The 25,634-nt window shown below is 71.6% G+C and carries 23 protein-coding genes and 1 tRNA gene; 12 read left to right on the plus strand and 12 right to left on the minus strand.

The window, feature by feature from the left end:
• Nucleotides 1-4: 4 nt before the first annotated feature.
• The 4 genes from ABZ624_RS10105 to ABZ624_RS10120 all read right to left on the minus strand — a co-directional run bounded on the left by ABZ624_RS10105 (nucleotide 5) and on the right by ABZ624_RS10120 (nucleotide 4,598).
• A complete protein-coding gene (locus ABZ624_RS10105; RefSeq protein ID WP_360084715.1) occupies nucleotides 5-1,474 on the minus strand; it encodes an FtsW/RodA/SpoVE family cell cycle protein in 1,470 nt (489 codons plus the stop codon).
• A 27-nt stretch (nucleotides 1,475-1,501) separates the two neighbouring features.
• A complete protein-coding gene (locus tag ABZ624_RS10110; protein ID WP_360084718.1) occupies nucleotides 1,502-3,055 on the minus strand; it encodes a Stp1/IreP family PP2C-type Ser/Thr phosphatase in 1,554 nt (517 codons plus the stop codon).
• A 132-nt stretch (nucleotides 3,056-3,187) separates the two neighbouring features.
• Complete coding sequence (locus tag ABZ624_RS10115) at nucleotides 3,188-3,718, minus strand: FHA domain-containing protein (protein WP_360084721.1); 531 nt, start codon at nucleotides 3,716-3,718, stop codon at nucleotides 3,188-3,190.
• Between the two features lie 10 nt (nucleotides 3,719-3,728).
• The gene (locus ABZ624_RS10120) at nucleotides 3,729-4,598 is read right to left on the minus strand and encodes a DUF3662 and FHA domain-containing protein (protein WP_360084724.1); all 870 of its coding nucleotides are present in this window, start codon (nucleotides 4,596-4,598) and stop codon (nucleotides 3,729-3,731) included.
• 504 nt (nucleotides 4,599-5,102) lie between these two features.
• Between ABZ624_RS10120 and ABZ624_RS10125 the strand changes: the two genes are divergently transcribed.
• The 4 genes from ABZ624_RS10125 to ABZ624_RS10140 all read left to right on the plus strand — a co-directional run bounded on the left by ABZ624_RS10125 (nucleotide 5,103) and on the right by ABZ624_RS10140 (nucleotide 8,632).
• A tRNA-Leu gene (locus ABZ624_RS10125) sits at nucleotides 5,103-5,186 on the plus strand.
• Between the two features lie 735 nt (nucleotides 5,187-5,921).
• A complete protein-coding gene (locus ABZ624_RS10130) occupies nucleotides 5,922-7,346 on the plus strand; it encodes a DUF2252 domain-containing protein (RefSeq protein WP_360084727.1) in 1,425 nt (474 codons plus the stop codon).
• 77 nt (nucleotides 7,347-7,423) lie between these two features.
• The gene (locus ABZ624_RS10135) at nucleotides 7,424-8,233 is read left to right on the plus strand and encodes a hypothetical protein (RefSeq protein ID WP_360084730.1); all 810 of its coding nucleotides are present in this window, start codon (nucleotides 7,424-7,426) and stop codon (nucleotides 8,231-8,233) included.
• Nucleotides 8,234-8,302: 69 nt separating this feature from the next.
• Entirely contained in the window at nucleotides 8,303-8,632 is a 330-nt protein-coding gene (locus ABZ624_RS10140) for a rhodanese-like domain-containing protein (protein WP_360085202.1), read from the plus strand.
• Nucleotides 8,633-8,868: 236 nt separating this feature from the next.
• Here the strand turns inward: ABZ624_RS10140 and ABZ624_RS10145 are convergent, their stop codons facing one another.
• The 6 genes from ABZ624_RS10145 to paaA all read right to left on the minus strand — a co-directional run bounded on the left by ABZ624_RS10145 (nucleotide 8,869) and on the right by paaA (nucleotide 13,824).
• A complete protein-coding gene (locus ABZ624_RS10145; RefSeq protein ID WP_360084733.1) occupies nucleotides 8,869-10,011 on the minus strand; it encodes an acyl-CoA dehydrogenase family protein in 1,143 nt (380 codons plus the stop codon).
• 178 nt (nucleotides 10,012-10,189) lie between these two features.
• Nucleotides 10,190-11,254: a 2Fe-2S iron-sulfur cluster-binding protein gene (locus ABZ624_RS10150; RefSeq protein ID WP_360084736.1), complete on the minus strand. Its 1,065-nt coding sequence runs from the start codon at nucleotides 11,252-11,254 to the stop codon at nucleotides 10,190-10,192.
• Complete coding sequence (gene paaD / locus ABZ624_RS10155) at nucleotides 11,254-11,781, minus strand: 1,2-phenylacetyl-CoA epoxidase subunit PaaD (RefSeq protein WP_360084739.1); 528 nt, start codon at nucleotides 11,779-11,781, stop codon at nucleotides 11,254-11,256. Before paaD ends, ABZ624_RS10150 begins: the two co-directional genes overlap by 1 nt.
• Nucleotides 11,775-12,506 (minus strand): 1,2-phenylacetyl-CoA epoxidase subunit PaaC, encoded by a 732-nt coding sequence (gene paaC, locus ABZ624_RS10160; RefSeq protein WP_360084742.1) that lies wholly within the window; start codon nucleotides 12,504-12,506, stop codon nucleotides 11,775-11,777. Before paaC ends, paaD begins: the two co-directional genes overlap by 7 nt.
• Nucleotides 12,503-12,790, minus strand: coding sequence for a 1,2-phenylacetyl-CoA epoxidase subunit PaaB (paaB, locus tag ABZ624_RS10165; protein ID WP_014673816.1), 288 nt, complete (start codon nucleotides 12,788-12,790; stop codon nucleotides 12,503-12,505). Before paaB ends, paaC begins: the two co-directional genes overlap by 4 nt.
• The gene (paaA, locus tag ABZ624_RS10170) at nucleotides 12,787-13,824 is read right to left on the minus strand and encodes a 1,2-phenylacetyl-CoA epoxidase subunit PaaA (protein WP_360084745.1); all 1,038 of its coding nucleotides are present in this window, start codon (nucleotides 13,822-13,824) and stop codon (nucleotides 12,787-12,789) included. Before paaA ends, paaB begins: the two co-directional genes overlap by 4 nt.
• Before the next feature lie 371 nt (nucleotides 13,825-14,195).
• On the opposite strand from paaA, the gene ABZ624_RS10175 reads away from it, so the two are divergent.
• The 3 genes from ABZ624_RS10175 to ABZ624_RS10185 are packed head-to-tail and all read left to right on the plus strand — an operon-like array spanning nucleotide 14,196 to nucleotide 17,316.
• A complete protein-coding gene (locus ABZ624_RS10175; protein WP_360084748.1) occupies nucleotides 14,196-15,260 on the plus strand; it encodes a DUF5819 family protein in 1,065 nt (354 codons plus the stop codon).
• On the plus strand, nucleotides 15,257-16,564 hold the full coding sequence (locus ABZ624_RS10180; RefSeq protein WP_360084751.1) for an HTTM domain-containing protein: 1,308 nt from the start codon (nucleotides 15,257-15,259) through the stop codon (nucleotides 16,562-16,564). The genes ABZ624_RS10175 and ABZ624_RS10180 overlap by 4 nt, the downstream gene beginning before the upstream one ends.
• Entirely contained in the window at nucleotides 16,561-17,316 is a 756-nt protein-coding gene (locus ABZ624_RS10185; RefSeq protein WP_360084754.1) for a TrmH family RNA methyltransferase, read from the plus strand. Before ABZ624_RS10180 ends, ABZ624_RS10185 begins: the two co-directional genes overlap by 4 nt.
• On the opposite strand, the gene paaN is transcribed toward ABZ624_RS10185, so the two are convergent.
• Entirely contained in the window at nucleotides 17,313-19,004 is a 1,692-nt protein-coding gene (paaN, locus tag ABZ624_RS10190; RefSeq protein WP_360084757.1) for a phenylacetic acid degradation protein PaaN, read from the minus strand. The genes ABZ624_RS10185 and paaN overlap by 4 nt on opposite strands.
• A gap of 160 nt (nucleotides 19,005-19,164) precedes the next feature.
• Here paaN and ABZ624_RS10195 point away from each other — a divergent pair, with 160 nt between their 5' ends.
• Complete coding sequence (locus ABZ624_RS10195; protein ID WP_360084760.1) at nucleotides 19,165-20,682, plus strand: 3-hydroxyacyl-CoA dehydrogenase; 1,518 nt, start codon at nucleotides 19,165-19,167, stop codon at nucleotides 20,680-20,682.
• The gene (locus ABZ624_RS10200; RefSeq protein WP_360084763.1) at nucleotides 20,679-21,266 is read left to right on the plus strand and encodes a TetR/AcrR family transcriptional regulator; all 588 of its coding nucleotides are present in this window, start codon (nucleotides 20,679-20,681) and stop codon (nucleotides 21,264-21,266) included. Before ABZ624_RS10195 ends, ABZ624_RS10200 begins: the two co-directional genes overlap by 4 nt.
• Nucleotides 21,267-21,359: 93 nt before the next feature.
• Here the strand turns inward: ABZ624_RS10200 and ABZ624_RS10205 are convergent, their stop codons facing one another.
• Complete coding sequence (locus ABZ624_RS10205; protein WP_360085205.1) at nucleotides 21,360-21,842, minus strand: Lrp/AsnC family transcriptional regulator; 483 nt, start codon at nucleotides 21,840-21,842, stop codon at nucleotides 21,360-21,362.
• A gap of 190 nt (nucleotides 21,843-22,032) precedes the next feature.
• Between ABZ624_RS10205 and pdhA the strand changes: the two genes are divergently transcribed.
• Genes pdhA through ABZ624_RS10220 form a run of 3 tightly spaced genes read left to right on the plus strand, consistent with a single transcriptional unit; the run spans nucleotide 22,033 to nucleotide 25,558 of the window.
• A complete protein-coding gene (gene pdhA, locus ABZ624_RS10210) occupies nucleotides 22,033-23,187 on the plus strand; it encodes a pyruvate dehydrogenase (acetyl-transferring) E1 component subunit alpha (protein ID WP_360084766.1) in 1,155 nt (384 codons plus the stop codon).
• Nucleotides 23,184-24,188: an alpha-ketoacid dehydrogenase subunit beta gene (locus tag ABZ624_RS10215; protein ID WP_360084769.1), complete on the plus strand. Its 1,005-nt coding sequence runs from the start codon at nucleotides 23,184-23,186 to the stop codon at nucleotides 24,186-24,188. The genes pdhA and ABZ624_RS10215 overlap by 4 nt, the downstream gene beginning before the upstream one ends.
• Complete coding sequence (locus ABZ624_RS10220; RefSeq protein WP_360084772.1) at nucleotides 24,188-25,558, plus strand: dihydrolipoamide acetyltransferase family protein; 1,371 nt, start codon at nucleotides 24,188-24,190, stop codon at nucleotides 25,556-25,558. Before ABZ624_RS10215 ends, ABZ624_RS10220 begins: the two co-directional genes overlap by 1 nt.
• Nucleotides 25,559-25,634: the final 76 nt, after the last annotated feature.

Here is a 25,634-nt window from a genome sequence, read left to right on the forward strand (position 1 = left end):
AGGGTCACTCGACGGGACCGGCGCCGCCGGGGCGGACCACCTGGGTCATCTCGGCGTCGGGGTTCGTGGCGGGGCTGGGAGCAGGGCGGCGGGCCGTGTCGCTGATGCGGATCAGGATGCCGATCAGCGCCCAGTTGGCCAGCACGGAGGAGCCGCCGTAGGCGAGGAACGGCATCGTCATACCGGTCAGCGGGATGAGGCCCATCACACCGCCGGCCACGACGAACACCTGCAGCGCGAAGGCGCCGGACAGGCCGACGGCGAGCAGCTTGCCGAACGGGTCGCGGGCGGCGAGGGCGGTGCGCAGGCCGCGCTCCACGATCAGACCGTAGATCAGCAGCATCGCCATGATGCCCGCCAGGCCCAGTTCCTCGCCGAACGTCGCGAAGACGAAGTCGGAGTTGGCGGCGAACTTGATCAGGTCCGAGTGGCCCTGGCCCCAGCCGGTGCCGAGGGTGCCGCCGGAGCCGAACGCCCACAGGGACTGCTGCAGCTGGTCGGAGTGGAGGATGCCGTCGTGGGTGACCTGACGGCTGAGCTGGTACTCGCGCATCGGGTTGAGCCAGGCGTGGACACGCGTCTGGATGTGCGACTCGAAGCTCGCCACGCCGACGGCGCCGACCGCGGACATCAGCAGACCGAAGACGATCCAGCTGGTCCGCTCGGTGGCGACGTACAGCATGATGACGAACATTCCGAAGAACAGCAGCGAGGTGCCGAGGTCCGTCTCGAAGACCAGGATGAGGATCGACATCGCCCAGACGACCAGGATCGGACCGAGGTCGCGCCCACGCGGCAGGTACAGGCCCATGAAGCGGCGGCTGGCCAGGGCCAGGGCGTCACGCTTCACCATCAGGTAGCCGGCGAAGAAGACGGCGAGGACGATCTTCGCGAACTCGCCGGGCTGCAGCGAGCCGAGGCCGGGGATGTTGATCCAGATCTTGGCGCCGTAGATGTCGGCCCCGAGGCCCGGCACCAGCGGCAGGAGGAGCAGGACCAGGGCGCAGACCATCGAGATGTAGGTGTAGCGCTGCAGGACCCGGTGGTCCTTCAGGAAGATCAGCACCACGGCGAACATGGCGATGCCCAGCGCGCTGTACAGGAGCTGACGAGGCGCGGCCGGGGCGAAGTGGGGCAGCGACTGCAGCAGCTTCGACTGGTCCAGCCGCCAGATGACGACGAGCCCGAGCCCGTTGAGCAGCGTGGCCAGCGGCAGAAGCAGCGGGTCGGCGTACGGGGCGAACTTCCGCACGGCGAGGTGGGCGACGCCGGCCAGCAGGCCGAGACCGAGGCCGTACTCCAGCAGCCCGGCGGGCACCTTGCCGCTGACGGCCAGGCCCACGTTGGCGTAGGCGAACACCGGGATGACCACGGCGAAGACCAGCAGGGCCAGCTCGGTGTTGCGGCGGCTCGGAGCGCCGATCGCGCCGATCGTGGACGTGTGGTGCGTCGGTGAGTTAGTCGTACTGCTCATCGTGTGACGGTGCCTCTCGCGGCTCGGCTACTGCTTGCCGCACTGATCGACGACCTTCTGCTCATCCTCGGAGAGGCTCGGGCCGGGATTCGGAGTGTGGGACGGGGACGGGGGCTTCGACGGCGATGTCGGGGGCGTCTTGGACGACGTACCCGTCGACGGGTTCGGCGTCGGTGATGCCTTGGACGTGAAGGCGGTACGGGTGGTTCCCGTGGTGCCTCCGGCCTCGCCCTGGCCCGTCTTCGCGTTCCGCTCGGACTCGGTGGCCTGGCGCTCCGCGTGCTTCCTGCACGCGGAGGCCTGCACGGACAGTGCCTCGATCTTCGCCTGGGCCTGCTGCAGACCGCCCGCGGTGATCGTGTTCTTGACCTGCTTCTGCTGGTAGGGCGGCAGGTACTTGAGTTCGATCTCCGGGTGGTCCTTCTCCACCTTCGACAGCGACACCCAGGCCAGGTCCTGGCTGATCCCCCGGTACAGGGCCACGTGCTCGCCCTTGGCGCCGACGTAGTACTGCGTCTGCGTCCAGCGGTAGCCGCCGTAGAGCCCGCCGCCGATGACGGCGAGGGCGAGGGCGCTGTAGAGGGATCTCTTCAGCCACTTGCGCCCGCCGCGCGGCTTGGTGAAGTCGCCGTCGGCGTAGTCGCCGAAGCTGTCGGCCGGGGCGTACCCGGTGGTGTCGCCGGAGCCGGGCGGGCCGAACTCGCCGCCGCCGTGTCCGTGGTGCTGCCGGCCCAGGTGGGAGGCGCGGCCGGCCGGGGTCTGCATGATGCCGTTGTCGTGCAGATGGTGCTGGTTCTCGGCGACCGCGCCGACCACGACCGGCTGGTCGGACAGCTGCCCGGTCATGGTGTCACCGGTGTCCAGGTCGAGGACGTCGGCGACGATGACGGTGATGTTGTCGGGGCCGCCGCCGCGCAGCGCCAGCTGGATCAGCTCCTGCACGGTCTCCTGCGGGCCCTGGTAACTGGCGAGGGTCTCCTCGATCGTCTGGTGGGAGACGACGGTGGACAGCCCGTCGGAGCAGATCAGATAGCGGTCGCCGGCCCGCACCTCGCGGATCGACAGGTCCGGCTCGACATGGTCGCTGCTGCCCACCGCGCGCATGAGGAGGGACCGCTGCGGATGCGTGGTCGCCTCCTCCTCGGTGATCCGGCCCTCGTCGACGAGCCGCTGCACCCAGGTGTGGTCCTGGGTGATCTGGGTGAGGACCCCGTCACGCAGCAGATAGGCCCGGGAGTCACCGACGTGCACGAGACCGAGCCGCTGCCCGGTCCACAGCAGCGCGGTCAGGGTCGTCCCCATGCCTTCGAGCTGCGGGTCCTCCGCGACCATGGCGCGCAACTGGTCGTTGGCGTGCTGCACGGCCGCGCCGAGGGAGGTGAGGATGTCGGAGCCGGGCACGTCGTCGTCGAGCGTGACCAGGGTGGAGATCACCTCGGAGGAGGCGACCTCGCCGGCGGCCTGGCCGCCCATGCCGTCGGCGATCGCGAGCAACCGCGGGCCGGCGTAACCGGAGTCCTCGTTGTGCCCGCGGATCATGCCTTCGTGCGATCCGGCGGCAAAGCGCAGTGACAGACTCATGCGCACCTCGCCCGTCGGCTCCGAATGCAGCCGGTCGTGTCGAGCCACACTGCCCACCCTCCGGTCGGGAGCGCGCCGGAGACCAGGGTGCGGCCTGCCGCTGCGTGCTCGCTCCGCTCGCTCATTGTCGTACTACTTCCGCAGCTCGATGACGGTCTTGCCGATGCGGATCGGCGCGCCCAGCGGGATCGGCGTGGGAGTCGTCAGCCGGGACCGGTCCAGGTAGGTGCCGTTGGTGGAGCCGAGATCCTCGACGATCCACTGACCGTCGCGGTCCGGATAGATCCTGGCATGACGGCTGGAGGCGTAGTCGTCGTCCAGCACGATCGTGGAGTCGTGTGCCCGGCCCAGGGTGATCGTCTGGCCCTGCAGCGCGACCGTGGTGCCGGTCAGTGTGCCTTCCGTCACGACCAGCTTGCTGGGGGCGTTGCGGCCCCGTCGGCCGCCGCCCTGCTGGCCGCGCTGCTGGCCTCGCTGTTGCGGGGGCGCGGCGGGCTGCTGCCGGGGCGCCTGCTGCTGGCGGCCGGCTTCCCTGCGCGATCCGCGCTGGGTGACGCGCGTACCGAACAGGTCGCTCCGGATGACCTGCACGGCCACGATCACGAACAGCCACAGTACGGCCAGGAAACCCAGCCGCATGACCGTGAGGGTCAGCTCTGACATTGCCCCCGCTTCACCCTTCGGCTTGCCTATAGATAACGGTGGTGCTGCCCACGACGATCCGCGAGCCGTCGCGGAGCGTAGCGCGGGTGGTGTGCTGCCCGTCCACCACGATGCCGTTGGTGGAGCCGAGATCCTGGATCGTCGAGGGCGTTCCGGTCCGGATCTCGCAGTGCCGGCGGGACACGCCGGGGTCGTCGATCCGTACGTCGGCGTCGGTGCTGCGGCCCATCACCAGCGTGGCGCGGGAGATCTGGTGGCGGGTGCCGTTGATCTCGATCCAGTAGCGGGTGTGCCCGCCGCTCATCGGGGCGGCCGCGGGCCGCTGGGTGGCGGGCTGCGGGTAGCCGTAGCCGCCGGGGCGGGCGCCGGGCGGCGGCGCGGACGGCATCGGGGGCGCTCCGGCGGGCGTGCTCGGCGGGTAGCCGTAGCCGGCGCCCGGGGCGCCCTGCGCGGGACGGCCGGGAGCCGGGGCCGCGGGGGCCTGCGGTGCCGCCTGCTGGCTGCTGGAGGAGGCGAGGGTGCGCGAGCGCACTCGGTACAGGCCGGTGTCCAGGTCGTCGGCCTTCTCCAGGTTGACCTTGATGGGGCCCATGAAGGTGTAACGCTGCTGCTTGGCGTAGTCACGCACCATGCCGGCCAGCTCGTCGCCGAGCTGCCCGGAGTAGGGGCTGAGGCGCTCGTGGTCCGGCGCGCTCAGCTCCACGATGAAGTCGTTGGGTACGACGGTCCGGTCACGGTTCCAGATCGTGGCGTTGTTGTCGCACTCGCGCTGGAGCGCGCCGGCGATCTCCACGGGCTGCACCTCGGACTTGAAGACCTTGGCGAAGGTGCCGTTCACCAGACCTTCGAGACGCTGCTCGAACTTCTTCAGGACTCCCATGGGGCACCTCCTCCGTCCCTGCCGTTGCCTTGCCCTGCTGTGTGCGCTGCCTTGCCGGGTTGTGCTCGTACTGCTTACTGATCGTATCTACGCGCCCGGCAATCAGCCGGTTCCCCCAGCGACTCCCCTTCGAACTCCCGGCGCGCAGTCCTGCTGCCATGGATCGTAGAGGCGGGCGAAGACCAGTGTCCCGCACCCGGCTGTGGACCCGGCCCGCCTCCTGGGCAGATGCCCGGGACCGGTACGAGGTTGATACGTGAAGCAGGTCTCCCTGATACCTGGGCGGCGGATGCGGCCGCGGACGCGGATGCGGATGAGGGCGGGGAGCGTTGAGGCGGGTGCGGACGCGGGGCCGGGGGGAGGCGGCGGGCCGAGGCGGCGGGGTGAGGGGCCGCCGGGCGGGGGGCGGGAACGGACGTGAAGCCACCCCGTACGACGTGCTAATGTTCTGGATGTCGGAAGGGGCCAGCCCGAAAGGGAACGGGACCGGAAGACACACCCAATGCGCGGGTGGCGGAATAGGCAGACGCGCTGGATTCAGGTTCCAGTGCCCGCAAGGGCGTGGGGGTTCAACTCCCCCCTCGCGCACAGATGGAATGGGCGGCATCGTGATCACGATGCCGCCCATTTCTGTTGTGTTGTGGATCTTCGGCTGGGCTTCGCCGGGTGTGTGTGTTGTGTGAGGAAGGTCTCAGGGCGTGCGGAGGGGGCTTCGGTGAAGCCGTTGATGCCCTCGACGCTGTTGCGGAGTTGGAAGTGGACGCGCTGCCAGGCTTCGGAGCCGTACCGGAGGGGCACGGTGGCGAGCCGACCGGGCCGGGCCGGGCCACGGCGTCCAGGATGCGGTCGACGCCGGGCAGATGGCGCCGCTCCGGCACCACATCGTGGTGCTCGCACGGGGCCGCGTACTCGAAGAAGGCACCCACACCGAGCGATAGGACCCGGTCCGCCGATACATTCCCACCGGCCCCCACGCAAAGGCGAGTTGACCATGGCGGCAGGCGGCAGGCGGCAGGCGGCAGGCGGCAGGCGGCAGGCGGCTCCCTGCACCGGCGCACCGGCCGGCAACGGCCGTACCTGCTCGTGGCGGGTCCCCTACACGGACATCGACGCGGTACGGAAGGCCACACACGCCCGCCTGCCGTGCTCCCCGTGACGGTGGCGAAGCGGCGGCTGACCAGGCGGTGGGAAATGCTCCGATGGTGGGAAACGATCGTCAGCAGTGCGTGCTTGTCCACAGGGCCTGACGCGTTCCGGGCGCCGGTTGTACGGTCTGCACGAGTTGATGTTCGTGCCGAAAGGCGTACGGGGGAGGCGGTCGCGGTGACCGGAACCGGTGGGGAAGTGATCGCGGACGGGCAGCCGCGCCGACTGCCGCAGGTGCGCGGATTCGCCCGGTGGCCGCGCCAGGGCTCGCCCAAGGAAAAGGGCAAGGCGCTGCGGACCAGCGTGCCGCGCGCCGCGCACCGCAGGCTCGACCTGGACTCCTCCCGCCCCGACGCGGTGAGCGCGGTCACCGCGTCCAACGCCGGCCGCATCCCGGAGCTGACCCCCATACGCGTCGGGCGGATGGCGGCCACCCCGTTCGCCTTCCTGCGCGGCTCGGCCGGACTCATGGCCTACGACCTGGCCCGCACACCCATGACCAGGATCGGCACCCAGATATGCGGAGACGCGCACGCGGCCAACTTCGGCCTGTACGGCGACGCCCGCGGTGACCTCGTCATCGACCTGAACGACTTCGACGAGACCGTGCACGGCCCCTGGGAGTGGGATCTGAAGCGGCTCGCGGCCTCGCTGGTGCTCGCCGGGCGAGAGGCCGGCGCCGACGAGGACACCTGCCGCGCGGCCGCACAGGACGCGGTCGGCGCCTACCGCCGCACCATGCGGCTGCTGGCCAGGCTGCCCGTGCTCGACGCGTGGAACGCCATCGCCGACGAGGAACTGGTCTCCCACACCGACGCCCACGATCTGCTCGGCACCCTGCAGCGCGTCTCGGAGAAGGCCCGCGCCAACACCAGCGGCCGGTTCGCGGCCAAGTCGACCGAGGCGGTGGCGGACGGCGGACGCCGGTTCGTCGACGCCTCACCCGTCCTGCGCCGCATCCCGGACGCCGAGGCCCACGCCGTCGCCGCGTCCCTGGAGGAATACCTGACGACCCTGTCTGAGGACCGGCACCCCCTGCTCGCCCGGCACGCGGTGCACGACGTGGCCTTCCGGGTCGTCGGCACCGGCAGCGTCGGCACCCGGTCCTACGTCCTGCTCCTCCTCGACCACCGCGAGCAGCCACTGGTGCTCCAGGTGAAGGAGGCCAGGCCCTCCGCACTCGTCCCGCACCTGGCCACGGCCGGGTTCGAGGCGCCGCCGGCGCAACACGAGGGCCGCCGGGTGGTCCTCGGACAGAAGCGCATGCAGGTCGTCAGCGACATCCTGCTCGGCTGGACGACCGTCGACGGGCGCCCCTTCCAGGTGCGCCAGTTCCGCAACCGCAAGGGCAGCGTGGACCCCGCCGCCCTCGCCGCCGACCAGATCGACGACTACGGCCGCATGACCGGCGCCCTGCTGGCCCGCGCCCACTCCCACAGCGCCGACCCACGGCTGATCGCCGGGTACTGCGGCAAGAACGAGGAACTGGACGAGGCGACCGCCGCCTTCGCCGTCGCCTACGCCGACCGCACGGAGGCGGACCACACCGAACTCGTCAAGGGGATCCGGGAGGGGCGGATCGCGGCTGAGCTGGGAGTGTGAGGCCTGGCCGGGGTTCTCAGCGGGGCGGAACTGCATCTCCCCAAGGGGCACACGGCTGTATCGCCTACTCTGGTCGCGTGACGACCCCGGAAGCCGACCAGGCCCCGCGGCCCGAAGAACGGCTCGAGCAGGCCGTACGGGCCGCCGAGCAGGCGTTGATCGAGTACGAGATCGCCGTCGAGACGTTCCGCGTCGAGGTCGAGAACTTCTCCCGGCTGCACGACCAGAGACTCGGCCCGCTCTACGCCCGCATCGAGGAGCTGGACGCCGAGATCGCCGAGGCCAAGGCCGCCCGCACCGGCGACCCGGAGGACATCCGCCGCGCCGAGGAGGCCCGCGCCCGGGTGATGCCGATGCCCGGCGTGGAGGAACTGCTGCACGGCTGGATGGACGGCCAGGGCCTGTTCCCGGAAGCCGCCGCCATGCTGACCGACCAGGCCGTACGGCCCCCGCAGCGGGTGCGGCCCAGCGAGGAGGCCCGCAAGCTCTACCGCGAGCTGGCCCGCAAGTCCCACCCCGACCTCGCACAGGAGGAAGAGGAGCGCCGCCGGCGTGAGGAATTCCTCACCCGCCTCAACGCCGCCTACGCCCGCGGTGACGAGGCCCTGCTGAAGGAGCTGGCCGAGGAGTGGGCAGCCGGCCCGGTACCGCCAGAGCGGCTCCCCAGCCCCGCCGAGGAGCTGTACGTCCGCCTCGAATGGCTCGCCCAGCGCAAGGAGCTGCTCACCCTCGTCGCCCGCGAACTGGAGGAGGGCGCGATCGCCGGCATGCTCCGGCTCGCCCCCGACGACCCCGACGGGCTGCTCGACGAGATCGCAGCCAGGCTGCGCGCCGACATCGCCCAGCGGGAGGCGGAACTGGCGGCCCTGCGGGGCCGGGCTGAGTGAGCCACACCGTGGTTCCGGTCGTGTCCGGGACCTTCGGGTAGCGTCGGGGACATGAATTTCGCAGCTCGTGTGCCCACGGTCGAGATCACGGACCTCAAGGACGGCGACTTCCTGCTGGACGTCCGCGAGGACGACGAGTGGCAGGCGGGCCACGCCGAGGGAGCACTGCACATCCCCATCAGCGAGTTCGTCGCCCGCTACGGCGAGCTGACCGACGCCGCCCCGCAGGACGGCCGCGTCCACGTCATCTGCCGCTCCGGCGGCCGCTCGGCGCAGGTCACCATGTACCTGTTCCAGCAGGGCATCGACGCGGTGAACGTCGACGGCGGTATGCAGGTCTGGCAGGCCGCAGGCCGCCCGGTGATCACGGACGACGGCCGACCCGGCTTCGTGCTGTAGCTCACCCCGGCGGCCGGCCTGGCTTCGTGCTGTAGCTCACCTCGGCGGTCGGCCTGGCTTCGTGCTGTAGCTCACTCCGGCGGTCGGCCTGGTTCCGTGCTGTAGCTCACCCCGGTGGTCGCCGTGGTTCCGTGCTGTGGCCTGCTCTGACGGGCGGCTCGGTTTCGTGCTCCGGCCGGCCCGGCGGTCGGCCCGGCTTCGTCCTGCAGCTCGCCCAGTGGCCCGGGGCCGCGCGGTCAGCCCAGCGGATGGGCGGCCAGCAGGTCCCCGAGCCTCTCCTCATGCGCAGCCGCCGGACCGAGCGCCAGCTCCAGATGCTTGGCCCAGGCGTGATAGCGGTGCAGCGGACAGTCGGTGTCGGCACCGAACCCGCCGTGCAGATGCTGCGCCGTCTGCACCACCCGGCGTACCCCCTCCGCCGCCCAGATCTTCGCCACCGCCACATCCCCGGCCGCGGGCAGCGCTCCCGATGCCCCCGAGGCGATCCGCCAGGCGGCCTGCCAGAGCGTGGCCTCCATGGCGCGCAGATCGATGTACCGGTCCGCGGCCTGCACGGCCACCGCCTGGAAGGTCGCGATCGGATACCCGAACTGCTCCCGTTTGCCGGTGTACTCGGCGGTCATGCGCAGCACCCGCTCGCCCAGACCGAGCGCCAGCGCGCAAGTGCCCGTGGCGAGCAGCGCATACAGCCACTGCCAGGCGCCGTCGGCCTCGATGACCTGGCCCGCCTCGATCCGTACCGACGTGAGCCGCAGTTCGGCCAGCCGCTCCCCGCTGGTGGACACCTGCTCGGCGAGGACCACCCCGTCCTGCTCGCGCGGTACCAGCGCGAGCACGGTCCGGTCGGCGGCCGTGCCCTCGACATGGGCCGGTACGACGACGAGGTCCGCGTCGTACGCCCACGGCACCGCCGTCTGCACACCGTCCAGCACCCAGGCCGGGCCCTCGCGCCGTGCGGTGACGGCCAGTTCGGCCGGGTCGTGGCCACTGCGGCCGTTCGCCGCGACGGTCAGCACCAGCTCGCCGCGTCCGGCCCTGGCCAGCAGGCTCTCCGTCAACTCCGCACCGCCGTAGGCCTGTACGGCCGCTGCCGCCGCGCTGTGCTCCAGCAGCGGCACCCGGGCGAGGACCTTGGCGGATTCACGCAGCACCAGGCACAGCGCGATCGCGTCCAGACCGGAACCGCCGTGTGCCTCGTCGAGCAGCAGACTCAGCAGGTCCGCCCCGGCCAGCCGGGACCACAGCTCCCGGTCGAAGCCCTCGGCCACGGCACCGGTGGTGAGTGCCGGGCTGGGCACCGCGTCCGGTACCACGCCGGCGAACACCCCGCGCGCCGCCTCGGCCGCCGCCCGCTGTTCCTCGGTGAAGGTGAAGTCCACGGCCTGTCCCTCCGACGGTGAGGAGATCTGACGGGGCGTCAAGATAGAACAGGTTCTAGGAGAAGGGAACGGTGCGGAGTCGCTGGGTTCCTGGGGCCCCTCCCTCCCCCTCCCCCCTCCCCACCCCTCCCCAACCCACGCCCCTCCCCACCTCACGCCGAGCCGGTCCGGGCAGGCCTCAGCGGTCGAAGTCAAGCTCCACCTGCTCCGTCAGCGGATGCGACTGGCAGGCCAGTACATATCCGGCTTCCGTCTCTTCCGTCTCCAGTGCGAAGTTGCGGTCCATGCGGACCTCGCCGGAGACCAGGAAGGCGCGGCACGTACCGCACACTCCGCCCTTGCAGGCGTAGGGCGCGTCGGTACGGTTGCGCAGGACCGCCTCCAGCAGGGACTCGCCCTCCCGCACCGGCCAGGTGCCTCCGCGTCCGTCGAGCCGCGCGGTGACCATGCTGTGCGCGGGCGCCTGCGCAGTGGCGGCCGGTGGCGAGCCCGCGTCCACATGGAAGATCTCCTGGTGGATACGGGACCGGTCCACGCCCAGCTCGCGCAGCGCCTTCTCCGCGCCCTGCACCAGACCGAACGGCCCGCACAGGAACCAGCCCGCCACCTCGCCGACCGGCAGCAGCGCGGGCAGCAGCCCGGTGAGCCGCTCCCGGTCGAGCCGGCCTGACGGCAGGCCCGCCTGCTGCTCCTCGCGGGAGAGCACGGTCACCAGCTGAAGCCGCTCGGGGTAGCGGTCCTTCAGATCGGCGACCTCCTCCAGGAACATCGTCGAGGCGGCCGTGCGGTCGCCGCGTATCAGGCAGAACCGGGACGTCGGCTCTCGTGCCAGCAGCGTGGCGACGATGGACAGTACCGGGGTGATGCCGCTGCCGCCGACGATCGCCGCGTACCGTCCCGGCGCCGGCTCCAGGGTGAAGCGACCGGCGGGGGTCATCACCTCCAGCTCGTCACCGACGTTGATCTCCTTCAGCGCGTAGGCGGAGAAGGCCCCTCCTTCCACCAGCCGCACACCCACTCTCAGGCTGTCCGGGCCCGCGCCGGCCGGGTCGGGCGCGGGGGAGCAGATCGAGTACGTGCGCCGGATCTCAGTGCCGTCGACCCGTCGGCGCAGCGCCAGGTGCTGTCCGGCCGAGTGCCGGTACTCCTCGCGCAGTCCGGGTGGGACGGTGAAGGTCAGGGCGACGGAGTCGTCGGTGATCCGGTCGACCGCGGCCACCGGGAGCGGGTGGAAGCGCGCCATCACAACTCCTTGAAGTGGTCGAACGGTTCACGGCAGGCGAGGCAGCGGCGCAGGGCCTTGCACGCGGTGGAGGAGAACCTGCTCAGCAGCTCGGTGTCGGCGGATCCGCAGTGCGGACAGCGGACCGGTTCGGTCTCCGTCGCGTGGGTGCGCGTCGGGCCGAGGGTGAGCGGAACCGGGCCGGAGGCGCTGCGCATGCGTGGGGGAGCGATACCGAACTCCCGCAATTTGCGGCGCCCTTCGGGGCTGATGTCATCGGTCGTCCAGGCCGGAGCGAGCACTGTGCGGACCGTGACCTCGCGCATGCCGTGGGCCCGCAGCACCCGTTCGATGTCCACGCTCATGGCCTCGATGGCGGGACAGCCGGTGTAGGTGGGGGTCAGATCGACCTCGGCCGTGTCGCTGCCGTGGAGACGTACCGCGCGCACCACGCCCAGCTCCTGGAGCGTGAGCACCGGCAGTTCGGGGTCGGGCACCGAGCCGGCCAGCTCCAGCAGCTCCGCCTCCAGGGCGGTCGCGGTCACCATGACGCCCCCGGGTGACTGCGGTGCAGGTGCTGCATCTCGGCGAGCATCCGTCCGAACGGCTCGGTGTGCAGACCCTGCCGGCCGGCACCGGCCGACCAGGCGCCGGTGCGAGGGCCCTCGGGGACGGGGAGGGCCGCACGGGTGAGGACGTCTGCGACGGACTCCTGCCAGCGTGCGTCCAGGGCGGCCCAGTCGGCGTCGAGGCCCTCCACCGGCTGGAACGGCTCACCGGTGAACTTCCACAGCGCCTCGCAGGCGTCGCGCATCCGCTCGTGGCTGGTCTCCGTGCCGTCACCGAGGCGGAGCGTCCACTGCTCGGCGTGGTCGCGGTGGTAGGCGACCTCCTTGACCGCCTTCGCGGCGAGGGGTGCGAACGGGCCGTCGCCGGCGGCCAGTTCGGCGTAGAGCAGCTGCTGGTAGGTGGAGAAGTACAGCTGGCGGGCGATCGTGTGGGCGAAGTCGCCGTTCGGCTGCTCGACCAGCTGGAGGTTGCGGAAGGCCCGCTCCTCGCGCAGGTAGGCGAGTTCGTCCTCGTCGCCGGCCAGGGACAGCAGCACCCGGGCCTGTCCGAGCAGGTCGAGGGCGATGTTGGCGAGGGCGACCTCCTCCTCCAGGGCGGGGGCCTGCCCGGCCCACTCCCCCAGCCGGTGGGAGAGCACCAGGGCGTCGTCGCCGAGGGCGAGCGCGGCGGTCACCGGGACGGTGCCGGAGCCGGTGGCGGTCACAGGTGCTTCACCCCTTCCGGGATCTCGTAGAAGGTCGGGTGCCGGTAGGGCTTGTCGGCGGCCGGTTCGAAGAACGGGTCCTTCTCGTCCGGCGAGGACGCGGTGATCGCGGCGGCCGGGACGACCCAGATCGACACGCCCTCGCCGCGGCGGGTGTAAAGGTCGCGGGCATTGCGCAGGGCCAGCTCCGCGTCGGGGGCGTGCAGGCTGCCGGCGTGGGTGTGGGAGAGGCCGCGCCGGGAGCGCACGAAGACCTCCCACAGGGGCCAGTCGGTGGTGCTCATGCTCGCTCCGCTCCTGTCTCGTGTGCTGCCTCACCGGTGCCGTCTGTGCCGCCGGTGTGCTTGGCCGCGTAGGCGGCGGCCGCTTCCCGCACCCATGCGCCCTCGGCGTGGGCGCGCCGGCGCTGGGTGATCCGCTGTTCGTTGCACGGGCCGTTGCCCTTGAGGACCTCCCAGAACTCCGTCCAGTCGATCGGGCCGAAGTCGTGCTGCCCGCGTTCCTCGTTCCACCGCAGGTCCGGGTCGGGGAGGGTGAGGCCCAGGGACTCGGCCTGGGGGACGCAGATGTCGACGAAGCGCTGGCGCAGCTCGTCGTTGGAGTGGCGCTTGATCTTCCATTCCATCGACTGCGCCGAGTGCTGGGACTCGTCGTCGGGCGGGCCGAACATCATCAGCGAGGGCCACCACCAGCGGTCGACGGCGTCCTGTGCCATCGCGTGCTGTTCGGGGGTGCCCTTGCTGAGGGCCAGCAGCAGCTCGTAGCCCTGGCGCTGGTGGAAGGACTCCTCCTTGCAGATCCGCACCATCGCGCGGGCGTACGGGCCGTAGGAGCAGCGGCACAGCGGCACCTGGTTGGTGATCGCGGCGCCGTCCACCAGCCAGCCGATCGCACCGACGTCGGCCCAGGTCAGCGTCGGGTAGTTGAAGATCGAGGAGTACTTCTGGCGGCCGCTGTGCAGCTTGTCGAGCAGCTCGGCGCGGCTGGTGCCGAGGGTCTCGGCCGCGCTGTAGAGATACAGGCCGTGGCCGGCTTCGTCCTGGACCTTGGCCATCAGGATCGCCTTGCGCCGCAGGGAGGGCGCGCGGGTGATCCAGTTGGCCTCCGGCTGCATGCCGATGATTTCGGAGTGGGCGTGCTGGGCGATCTGCCGGACCAGCGTCGCGCGGTAGGCGTCTGGCATCCAGTCGCGGGGTTCGATGCGTTCGTCTGCGGCGACGGCCGCCTCGAAGGTGTGCTGGTAGGCCGCTGTGTCGACGGTGTCCGGTGTGCCGTCCGCCTCTGTGCGGGCCGTGCGCTGCGCGGCTGCTGTGGCCATGCGGTCCCCCTGACCTCGGGCTCTTCGGTGAACCTCTTCCCGACCGATCGTTCGGTCCGTGCGAAATCAATGGTGTGCCGGGCCGCCGTGGGGTGTCAACCGCTGTGGAAAACTCGGTGGGCGGCCTGTGGACAAGGGAGTGGCAGGACGGGTACGGCCGGTACTGGAGCGGTACGGCGTGGCGAGGACCACGGCCGGTGGCCCGTACCCGGGGCTGCGCCCGGCGGCCGGGGCTGAGTACCGTTCCGTGGACGCCGAGAGTGGCGTACGTGAATCATGGAGCGTTCGTGGCAGGCGCCGCATCACGGAGCTGGACCACTGAGCCGAACGACTGAGCCGAACGACTGAGCCGAAACGGGGTACGGGGCGGAATGGACGCGTACGACGAGGATCCGGGGGCCCGGCCCGGGCCCGGCGGGTCGGCGGGGGCGCGTCTCCCGGAGAAATCCCCGGCCGACGCCGACTCCCCGGAGGATGCCAACGCCCCGGAGGATGCGGGTGCGCCGGCCCGTGAGGATGCGGCGTCGGGCGACGACCCGCGCGACGCGGACGGTGTGCAGTCGGCCCAGGCGGCGCCGGGAGGGCGAGGGGTCGCGGCTGCCCTGCCTTCTCAAGCGGCCCGGAGGAACCAGGCGGCCCTGCGGGCCCAGGCAGCGCGGAAAGACGACCAGGCGGCCATATCAGCCACGCCGGTCACGCCGGCTGGGGCGGCCCGGCCGGACGTCCCCGGTGTGCCCGTACCCCCGGTGACAGCGGCCGCGTCCGATGCCACTCCGCCCCCCGCCCCCGGTACCGGCGTAGCCGCCCTCTCGACTCGCTACCAGGTCGCCGCGGCGCTGGCGCTCGCGGTGGTCGGTGTCGCCGCCTGTGTGCATGTACTGATGGTGTTTCTCAGCCTTGCCCCTGAGAACACGGTCACCAAGCAGCACGGCAAGGCGGTGGAGCAGTGGGTGTACCCGGAGTTCGAGCAGAACTGGAAGCTGTTCGCCCCGAACCCGCTGCAGCAGAACATCTCCGTCCAGGTGCGGGCCGAGGTGCGGATGAAGGACGGCGGCCTGCGCACCACCGGCTGGACCGACCTGTCCGCGCAGGACGGCGCCGCCATAGACGGCAACCCGGTGCCCAGCCACACCCAGCAGAACGAGCTGCGCCGCGCCTGGGACTTCTTCGTCGCCACACACACCGCTGACAACCGCCCCGTCGGCATGCGCGGTTCCCTCTCCGAGCAGTACGTGCGCCGGATTGTCGTGATGCGCCTGTACCGGACCGATCCGATCAGCCGCGACGGCGTCATCCAGCGGGTGCAGGTCCGCTCCGGCACCACCAATGTGCAGCCGCCCGCCTGGAGCCATGAGCGGGTGTCCGACAAGCCGGTCTACCGCGTGGTGTCCTGGTGGACGGTGCCCGCCGACGAGGCCGCCGGAGGTGCGCGGTGAACCAGTTGTCCCTGAATCTCTCGCGCGGGATCGCCCGCGTCACCGGGGCGGCCCTGGGGCCGTACCAGAGCGCCGTGATCCGTATCGGCTTCGCCGGGACCTGGCTGCTGTTCCTGCTGCGCGAGTTCCCCCACCGCCAGGAGCTGTACGGCCCGGCCGGGCCGTGGGGCTGGAACCTGGCCAAGCAGCTGACCGCCGACAACCACGCCTTCTCTGCTCTGCTGTGGTCCGACGGGCAGCTGTGGTTCGAGTGCTGCTACGCGCTGGCGGTCCTCGCCAGTGCGGCGCTGCTGCTCGGCTGGCGTACCCGGACGGCGTCCGTGCTGTTCATGGTGGGTGTGCTGTCGCTGCAGAACCGCAGCGTCTTCGTCGGCGACGGCGGCGACAACGTACTGCACCTGATGTCCTTGTATCTCGTGTTCACACGGTGCGGACAGGTGTGGTCCCTGGACGCACGGCGGGCGGCGCGCGCCGGGGCGGCACGCGCGCGTGGGGAGCGGGTTTCCGCCGACCGGACGGGACCGGCCCTGTGGGCGGTGCTCGGCCTGGCGCTGCTCCTGGCGACGTTCACCGGCCGCTTCGACAACGACTGGCTGATCCCGGCGCTGCTGTGGACGGTCTGGGGCGTGCTCGGCCTGTGGTGGGCCGTCGGCCGCTGGACGGAGTCCCCCGAGCCGCGGACGCTGCTGGACGTCATCGCCAACGTCCTGCACAACGGCGCCCTGTTCGTGATCATGGCGGAGGCCTGTCTGATCTACGCGACGGCCGGCTGGTACAAGATCCAGGGCTCGCGCTGGCAGGACGGCACCGCCGTCTACTACCCGCTCCACCTGGACTACTTCTCGCCCTGGCCCGGACTCGCCGACCTGATGTCCTCCAGTGGCACGATCATGATGGCCGCTGCCTACGGCACGGTCATGGTGCAGGTCGCCTTCCCGTTCACCCTGTTCAACCGGCGGGTCAAGAACGTCCTGCTGGTGGTGATGATGCTCGAGCACGCGGTGATCGCGGTCGTTCTCGGGCTGCCGTTCTTCTCGCTGGCGATGATCACCGCGGACGCGGTCTTCCTTCCCACGTCGTTCCTGCGCCGGCTGGGCGCGCTGGCGGCACGCGCGTGTGCGCGGATCGTCCGGCGTGGCGACCGTACGGTACCCCCGCCCCGCTCTCCTGAAGAGGCGCCCGAAGAGACGCTTGAACAGACGCCTGAACAGACGCCCGAAGACACGCCCGAGAAGAGCGCGCAGGGCCGGTGGGGGTCCGCCCGCGCGAGCGCGGCCGAGCACGGGGGAGGGTTCACCGCATGACCGACCCGCTGACCCACTGGCGCGAGCACGCCGATGCCGCCGTGCTGCTCGACGGCTTCCATGCCCTCAAGCACGCGCTGCGCTTCGGGGCCCGGGTCCCGGTGGCGGTCACCACCGACCGGCGGGCCGCGCTCGCCCTCGCCGGGGAACTGGCCGAAGACGTACGGGAGGCGCTGGACGCGCTGCTCACGGAGGTGTCCGCGGAGACCTACGCCTCCCTCGTCCCGCGGCCCCACCCGACCGGCGTGGCCGCGCTCGCCGTACGGCCGTCACGTGAGGCCAACCTGCGTGCGCTGGCCCGTATCCCGCGCACGGCGCCGGTCGTGGTCCTGGACAACCCCCGCAATCTGGGCAACGCCGGTGCCGTGATCAGGCTGGCCGCCGGTTTCGGGGCGACCGGGGTCGTCACCACGGGCACACTCGACCCCTGGCACCCGACGGTGGTCCGCGGCGGCGCCGGCCTGCACTTCGCGACCGCGGTGGAGCGCCTCGGCGTCGACGAGCTGCCGGCCGGGCCGCTGTTCGCGCTCGACCCGGACGGCGAGGACATCCGCGGCACCGAGCTGCCCGACGACGCCGTGCTCGCGTTCGGCTCCGAGCGCAGCGGGCTGTCGGCCGAGCTGCGCGCGCGTGCCGACCATCTGCTGGCCCTGCCGATGCGCCCCCAGGTCTCCAGCTACAACCTCGCCACCAGCGTGGCGATGACGCTGTACCACTGGAGTGCCACCGGGGGCGCGGTCCCGGCTCCCTAGACCTCCCGACGCACCTCGACCACCCGGAACCGGTTGGCCACGAACGCGCCGTCGCACAGCGCGGCGTTCGCCGCCGGGTTGCCGCCCGAGCCATGGAAGTCGGAGAAAGCGGCCGTCTGGTTGACGTACACCCCGCCGGTCAGGTTGAGCGACAGCTGGGCCGCCTCCTCCAGGCACACCTCCTCGACGGCCTGCTCGACCTCGGGGTCGGTGGTGTAGGCGCCGACCGTCATCGCGCCCTTCTCGCGGACCGTGCGGCGCAGCAGCTCCACCGCGTCGGTCACCGAGTCGACGGCGACGGCGAAGGAGACCGGGCCGAAGCACTCGCTCATGTAGGCGGCCTCGTCGTCCGGTTTGGCGCCGTCCAGCTTGACGAGGACGGGGGTGCGGACCACCGCGTCCGGGAACTCCGGGTTGGTGATCTCGCGGGAGGCGAGGGCGACTTCACCGAGGCCGGCGGCGGCTTCCAGGCGGGCCTTGACGTCGGGGTTGACGATGGCGCCCAGCAGCGCGTTCGCGCGCGTGTCGTCGCCGAGCAGGCCGTCGACCGCGCGGGCGATGTCGGCGCTGACCTCGTCGAAGGTCTTGGAGCCCTGCTCGGTCCGGATGCCGTCCCGGGGGATCAGCAGGTTCTGCGGGGTGGTGCACATCTGGCCGCTGTACAGGGACAGCGAGAACGCCAGGTTGGACAGCATGCCCTTGTAGTTGTCCGTGGAGTGCACGATCACCGTGTTGACGCCGGCCTTCTCGGTGTAGACCTGTGCCTGGCGGGCGTTGGCCTCCAGCCAGTCGCCGAAGGACGTCGACCCGGTGTAGTCGATGACCCGGATCTCGGGGCGGGTGGCGAGGGTCTTGGCGATGCCCTCGCCGGGGCGCTCGGCGGCCAGCGCCACCAGGTTCGGGTCGAAGCCGGCCGCGGCGAGCACGTCCCGGGCCACCTGCACGGTCAGGGCGAGCGGCAGCACCGCGCGCGGGTGCGGCTTGACCAGCACCGCGTTGCCGGTGGCCAGGGAGGCGAACAGGCCCGGATAGCCGTTCCAGGTCGGGAAGGTGTTGCAGCCGATGACCAGGCCGATGCCGCGCGGCACCGGTGTGAACTGCTTGCTCAGGACGAGCGGGTCGCGCTTGCCCTGCGGCTTGTTCCACTCCGCCGTTCCGGGCGTGCGGACCTGCTCCGCGTAGGCGTAGGCCACCGCCTCCAGGCCGCGGTCCTGGGCGTGCGGGCCGCCCGCCTGGAACGCCATCATGAACGCCTGGCCGCTGGTGTGCATGACCGCGTGCGCGAACTCGTGCGTCCGGTCGCTGATCCGCTTGAGGATCTCCACGCAGACCGCGGCCCGCAGCTCGGCGCCCGCGTCCCGCCAGGCCTGCTGCCCGGCCTTCATCGCGGGCAGCAGAGTGTCGATGTCCGCGTGCGGGTAGGTCACGCCCAGCTCGATGCCGTACGGCGAGACCTCACCGCCCACCCAGTCGTCCGTGCCGGGCTGGCCGAGGTCGAGGCGGCTGTTCAGCAGGGCGTCGAAGGCGGCCTTGCCCGCCGCCGCGTCCAGACTGCCGTTCTCGCCGTAGGCCTTGGGGTGCTCGGGATGCGGGGACCAGTACGCGCGCGTACGGATCGCTTCCAGCGCCTGGTCCAGGGTGGGCCGGTGCTTGGCGATCAGCTCGTGCACGGTCAGTTCGGCGGCCATACGGGACCAACTCCTCGTCTGGAGAACTCTTCGTCGAGTTCATGACCTGGACAGAAACATGGGCAGGGAAGGCCGGTCAGGGCTAGAGTAACCGAACGATCGGTCGGGACAAGGGGGTCCGCCGCATCTGTGGAAAACGCCGTGCGGGAGGATCGCGCACATGACAGCACTCGACCTCAGCAGCCCCGTGGCCGTCGTCGGCACCGGCACCATGGGCCAGGGCATCGCCCAGGTCGCGCTGGTCGCCGGCCACCCCGTGCGGCTGTACGACGCCGTCGCCGGGCGCGCCCGGGACGCGGCCGCAGCGATCGGCGCCCGCCTCGACCGGCTCGTGGAGAAGGGAAAGATCACCGACGCCGCCCGGGACGCGGCCCGCGCCCGCCTCCAGCCGGCGCAGAGCCTTGCGGAACTGGCGGACTGCGGCCTGGTCGTCGAGGCCGTCGTGGAGCGGCTGGACGTCAAACAGCAGCTCTTCGGCGAGCTGGAGGAGACCGTCGCCGAGGACTGCCTGCTCGCCACCAACACCTCCTCGCTGTCGGTGACGGCCATCGGCGGCGCCCTGCGCCATCCCGGCCGCTTTCTGGGCCTGCACTTCTTCAACCCGGCGCCGCTCATGCCGCTGGTCGAGGTCGTCTCCGGGTTCGCCACCGACGTCACGTCGGCCACGCGCGCGTACGAGACCGCCCGTGCCTGGGGCAAGACCCCGGTGGCCTGCGCCGACACCCCCGGTTTCATCGTCAACCGGATCGCCCGGCCGTTCTACGCCGAGGCCTTCGCGGTCTACGAGGCCCAGGCCGCCGACCCGGCCACCATCGACGCGGTCCTGCGCGAGTCCGGCGGCTTCAGGATGGGCGCCTTCGAGCTGACCGACCTGATCGGGCAGGACGTCAACGAGTCCGTGACCCACTCCGTGTGGCAGTCCTTCTTCCAGGACGTGCGTTTCACCCCGTCCCTGGCCCAGCGCCGGCTGGTGGAGTCCGGCCGTCTCGGCCGCAAGAGCGGGCACGGCTGGTACGACCACGCCGAAGGCGCCGAGCGGCCCGAGCCGCACACCGCCGACAAGGAGCAGCCGCCCGCGTACGTCGTCGCCGAGGGCGGCCTCGGCCCCGCGGCCGAGCTGCTCAGGCTGATCCGCGAGGCGGGCATCCAGGTCCGCGAGGAGGACGAGGACAACGGCACCCGTCTGGTGCTGCCGAGCGGTGGCCAGCTGGTCCTCGCCGACGGGCAGACCTGTGTGGAGTTCCGGGACGTCGTCTACTTCGACCTCGCCCTGGACTACCGCGCGGCCGGCCGCATTGCGCTGTCCGCCTGCCACGACACCTCGCCGCAGACCCTCGCCGAGGCCACCGGCCTCTTCCAGGCCCTCGGCAAGGACGTCAGCGTCATCGGCGACGTCCCCGGCATGATCGTCGCGCGCACGGTCGCGAGGATCATCGACCTCGCCCACGACGCCGTCGCCAAGGGCGTCGCCACCGAGGAGGACGTGGACACGGCCATGCGCCTCGGGGTGAACTACCCGCTCGGCCCGTTCGAGTGGGACCGCAGGCTCGGCCGCGAGTTCGCGTTCGACGTCCTGGACCAGATGCACGAGCGCGACCCCTCCGGACGTTACGCACCCTCCCTCGCGCTCTACCGCCACGCGTACGCCATCGACGACAAGCGGGAGGGCACCTCATGACCACGGCCAAGCGCGACACGTACACGCCCGAGACGCTGCTCTCGGTGGCCGTGCGGGTCTTCAACGAGCGCGGTTACGACGGCACCTCCATGGAGCACCTGTCCAAGGCGGCCGGCATCTCCAAGTCGTCGATCTACCACCACGTCAGCGGCAAGGAAGAGCTGCTGCGCCGGGCCGTCAGCCGCGCCCTGGACGGCCTGTTCGCCATCCTGGACGAGGAGCACGCGTGCGTGGGGCGGCCCGTCGACCGGCTGGAACACGTCGTGCGGCGCATGGTCGAGGTGCTCATAGGCGACCTGCCGTACGTGACACTGCTGCTGCGCGTGCGCGGCAACACCGCGACCGAGCGGTGGGCGCTGGAGCGGCGGCGCGACTTCGACCACCGGGTCGCGGAACTGCTGAAGGCCGCGGCGGCCGACGGGGACGTACGCGGCGACGTCGAGGTCCGCCTGGCCACCCGGCTGGTCTTCGGAATGATCAACTCGATCGTGGAGTGGTACCGGCCGGACCCGCGGGGCGCCGGCGACCGCGAGGTGGCCGACGCGGTGGTCCGGCTGGTCTTCGCGGGTCTCAAAAAGAGCTGACCTCAGCCCTCGGGCACACCTTCACGCCTCCGGCGCACCCTTTCTTACGCCTCAGGTGCACTTTTTCCTTTACGCCTCCGGCGCACTTTTTCCTTACGCCTCCGGCTCCAGGTCCTCCTCCTCGAACACCAGCAGCGTGCGGGTGCTGAGCACCTCGGGGATCGCCTGGAGCCGGGTGAGGACCAGCTCGCGCAGCGCCCTGTTGTCGGACGTGTGCACCAGCAGCAGCACGTCGAAGTCACCGCCCACGAGGGCGATGTGCGAGGCGCCGGGCAGCTGTCTGAGCTGCTCGCGGACCGTGCGCCAGGTGTTCTGCACGATCTTCAGCGTGATGTACGCCGACGTGCTGTGGCCCGCTCGCTCGTGGTCCACGCGCGCGCTGAACCCGCGGATGACGCCGTCCTCGACGAGCCGGTTGATGCGCGCGTAGGCGTTGGCGCGTGAGACGTGGACGCGTTCGGCGACGGACCGTATCGAGGCGCGGCCGTCGGCCTGGAGGATCTTCAGGATGTCCTGGTCGATGGCGTCCAGCGGGCGCGGCGGCAGGGGGCCGCCGTTCTGCGGTCCGTCGGCCATTTGTTCAGCTGCCATTGCCCCCCGCTCCCTCGCCGTGGACGTCCTGCGTTCATTCCAGGCTGTGGAGAACCGTTTGTCCACAGCCTGGAGGTGCCTGTAGCCAAAATGTGCCGACGACCGAACAATCGGTTGGTGAGGCGCCTCACAGCCGACGCGCCTCCCGTAGCCGCTCCCACGAGGAGGTGCCGTCATGACGGTTCTGGAGCAGCGGGGCGCGTACCGGCCATCGCCGCCGCCCGCCTGGCAGCCCCGTATGGACCCCGCGCCGCTGCTGCCCGACGCCGAGCCCTACCGCGTCCTCGGCACCGAGGCGGCCGCGAAGGCCGACCCGGACCTGCTGCGCCGGTTGTACGCCCAGCTGGTGCGCGGCCGCCGCTACAACACGCAGGCCACGGCGCTCACCAAGCAGGGCCGCCTCGCCGTCTACCCCTCCAGCACCGGCCAGGAGGCCTGCGAGGTCGCCGCCGCCCTGGCGCTCGAAGACCGCGACTGGCTCTTCCCCAGCTACCGGGACACCCTCGCCGTCGTCGCCCGCGGCGTCGATCCCGTCGAGGCACTCACCCTGCTGCGCGGCGACTGGCACAGCGGCTACGACCCCCACACCCACCGTGTGGCCCCCCTCTCCACCCCGCTGGCCACCCAGCTCCCGCACGCCGTCGGCCTCGCCCACGCCGCCCGCCTCAAGGGCGACGACGTGGTCGCGCTCGCCCTGGTCGGCGACGGCGGCACCAGCGAGGGCGACTTCCACGAGGCGCTGAACTTCGCCGCCGTGTGGCAGGCGCCGGTCGTCTTCCTCGTGCAGAACAACGGCTTCGCCATCTCCGTCCCGCTCGCCAAGCAGACCGCCGCGCCCTCCCTGGCCCACAAGGCCGTGGGATACGGCATGCCGGGCCGGCTGGTCGACGGCAACGACGCGGCGGCCGTGCACGAGGTCCTCAGCGACGCGGTACGGCACGCGCGTGCGGGCGGCGGTCCGACCCTGGTGGAGGCGGTGACGTACCGGATGGACGCCCACACCAACGCCGACGACGCCACCCGCTACCGGGGCGACGCCGAGATCGAGGCCTGGCGCGCCCACGACCCGATCCGTCTGCTGGAATCCGAGCTCACCGCGCGCGGGCTGCTCGACGACGCCGGGATGGAGGCCGCCCGGCAGGACGCCGAGGCGATGGCCGCCGATCTGCGTGAACGCATGAACCGCGACCCCGAACTGGACCCCATGGCCCTCTTCGACCACGTCTACGCCGAGACCACCGCGCAGCTGCGCGAACAGCGCGCCCTGCTGCGCGCCGAGCTCGAAGCCGAGCAGGAGCAGCACGGCGCGCAGGAAGGCGGTCCCCGATGACCACCGTCGCCGTCAAGCCCGCCACCATGGCGCAGGCCCTCACGCGCGCGCTGCGCGACGCGATGGCCGCCGACCCGACCGTGCACGTCATGGGCGAGGACGTCGGCACCCTCGGCGGTGTCTTCCGGGTCACCGACGGCCTCGCCAAGGAGTTCGGCGAGGACCGCTGCACCGACACCCCGCTCGCCGAGGCCGGCATCCTCGGCACCGCCGTAGGGATGGCCATGTACGGCCTGCGCCCGGTGGTGGAGATGCAGTTCGACGCCTTCGCCTACCCGGCGTTCGAGCAGCTCATCAGCCATGTCTCCCGGATGCGCAACCGCACCCGCGGGAGGATGCCGCTGCCGATCACCGTCCGCGTCCCCTACGGCGGCGGCATCGGCGGCGTCGAGCACCACAGCGACTCCTCCGAGGCCTACTACATGGCCACCCCGGGCCTGCACGTGGTCACGCCCGCGACCGTCGCCGACGCTTACGGCCTGCTGCGCCAGGCCATCGCCTCCGACGACCCGGTCGTCTTCCTGGAGCCCAAGCGGCTGTACTGGTCCAAGGGCACCTGGAACCCCGAGCAGCCCACGGACGTCGAGCCCATCGGCCGCGCGGTGGTGCGCCGCCCCGGCAGCAGCGCGACGCTCATCACCTACGGTCCCTCCCTGCCGGTCTGTCTGGAGGCCGCCGAGGCCGCGCAGGCCGAGGGGTGGGACCTGGAAGTGGTCGACCTGCGCTCGCTGGTGCCGTTCGACGACGAGACGGTCTGCGCGGCCGTACGGCGCACCGGACGCGCGGTCGTCGTCCACGAGGCCACCGGCTTCGGCGGGCCGGGCGGCGAGATCGCGGCCCGGATCACCGAGCGCTGCTTCCACCACCTGGAGGCGCCGGTGCTGCGCGTGGCCGGCTTCGACATCCCCTACCCGCCGCCCATGCTGGAGCGGCACCACCTGCCCGGCGTCGACCGCATCCTGGATGCCGTGGCCCGGCTGCAGTGGGAGGCCGAGGGCTGATGGCACAGGTGCTGGAGTTCAAGCTCCCCGACCTCGGTGAGGGACTCACCGAGGCGGAGATCGTCCGCTGGCTGGTCCAGGTCGGCGACGTCGTCGCCGTCGACCAGCCGGTCGTCGAGGTCGAGACGGCCAAGGCGATGGTCGAGGTGCCCTGCCCCTACGGCGGTGTCGTCACCGCCCGCTTCGGCGAGGAGGGTACGGAACTTCCGGTCGGCGCACCGCTGTTGACGGTGGCCGTGGGTGAACCGGCCGCGCACACGGAGTCGCAGGGATCCGGCAACGTCCTGGTCGGATACGGCACCTCGGAGACGCCGGCCCGGCGCCGGAGAGTACGGCCGACGCCGGCTGCGGCCTCCCAGGCGGGGCGACCGGAAGGAACCGGGGCCTTTGCGGGTGCGGCGCTCGACGGGGTGGCCCATGCGCGCGTGGGTGCCCTCCACACCGAGGGCCCGGCGCCCGTGATCTCCCCGCTGGTGCGCCGGCTGGCCCGCGAGGGCGGTGTGGACCTGCGGCAGCTGGCGGGCTCCGGCCCGGACGGGCTGATCCTGCGCGCGGACGTGGAGGACGCCCTGCGGACCAGGGCGGCCCTGGGCAGCCGTACGGCCGAGGCGCCCGCCATCACGACGCACAGGCCCGCCGCGGCCCGGCCGGCACCCGCCGCCGCTTCGGGCGTGCGCGACGCGGGCATCCGCATCCCCCTCAAGGGCGTGCGCGGTGCCGTCGCCGACAAGCTCTCCCGCAGCCGCCGGGAGATCCCGGACGCCACCTGCTGGGTCGACGCCGACGCGACCGAACTCATGCGCGCGCGTGCCGCGATGAACACCGCGGGAGGGCCGAAGATCGCCCTGCTCGCGTTGCTCGCCCGTATCTGCACGGCCGCGCTCGCCCGGTTCCCGGAGCTGAACTCCTACGTCGACGCCGAGGCCCGCGAGGTCGTCCAGCTCGACCATGTCCACCTCGGCTTCGCCGCACAGACCGAGCGCGGGCTCGTCGTGCCCGTCGTGCGCGACGCCCACGCACGTGACGCGGAGTCGCTGACCGGCGAGTTCGCCCGGCTCACCGAGGCCGCCCGCGCCGGAAAGCTGACACCCGGGGAACTCACCGGCGGGACCTTCACGTTGAACAACTACGGGGTCTTCGGCGTCGACGGCTCCACGCCGATCATCAACCACCCCGAGGCGGCCATGCTCGGCGTCGGCCGGATCGTCCCCAAACCCTGGGTCCACGAAGGAGAGCTGGCGGTGCGGCAGGTCGTCCAGCTTTCGCTCACCTTCGACCACCGGGTGTGCGACGGCGGCACAGCGGGCGGATTCCTGCGGTACGTGGCGGACTGCGTGGAACAGCCGGCGGTGCTCCTGCGCACGCTGTGACGCCCGCGGGGCCCCGAAAGGAAGGCCCCGCGGGAGATACAACGGGAGCTGGTCCGGCAGACACAAGCAGGGCTCC

The sequence above is a fragment of the Streptomyces sp. NPDC007205 genome (assembly GCF_040634095.1).
In the GTDB taxonomy this organism is placed as follows: Bacteria; Actinomycetota; Actinomycetes; order Streptomycetales; family Streptomycetaceae; genus Streptomyces.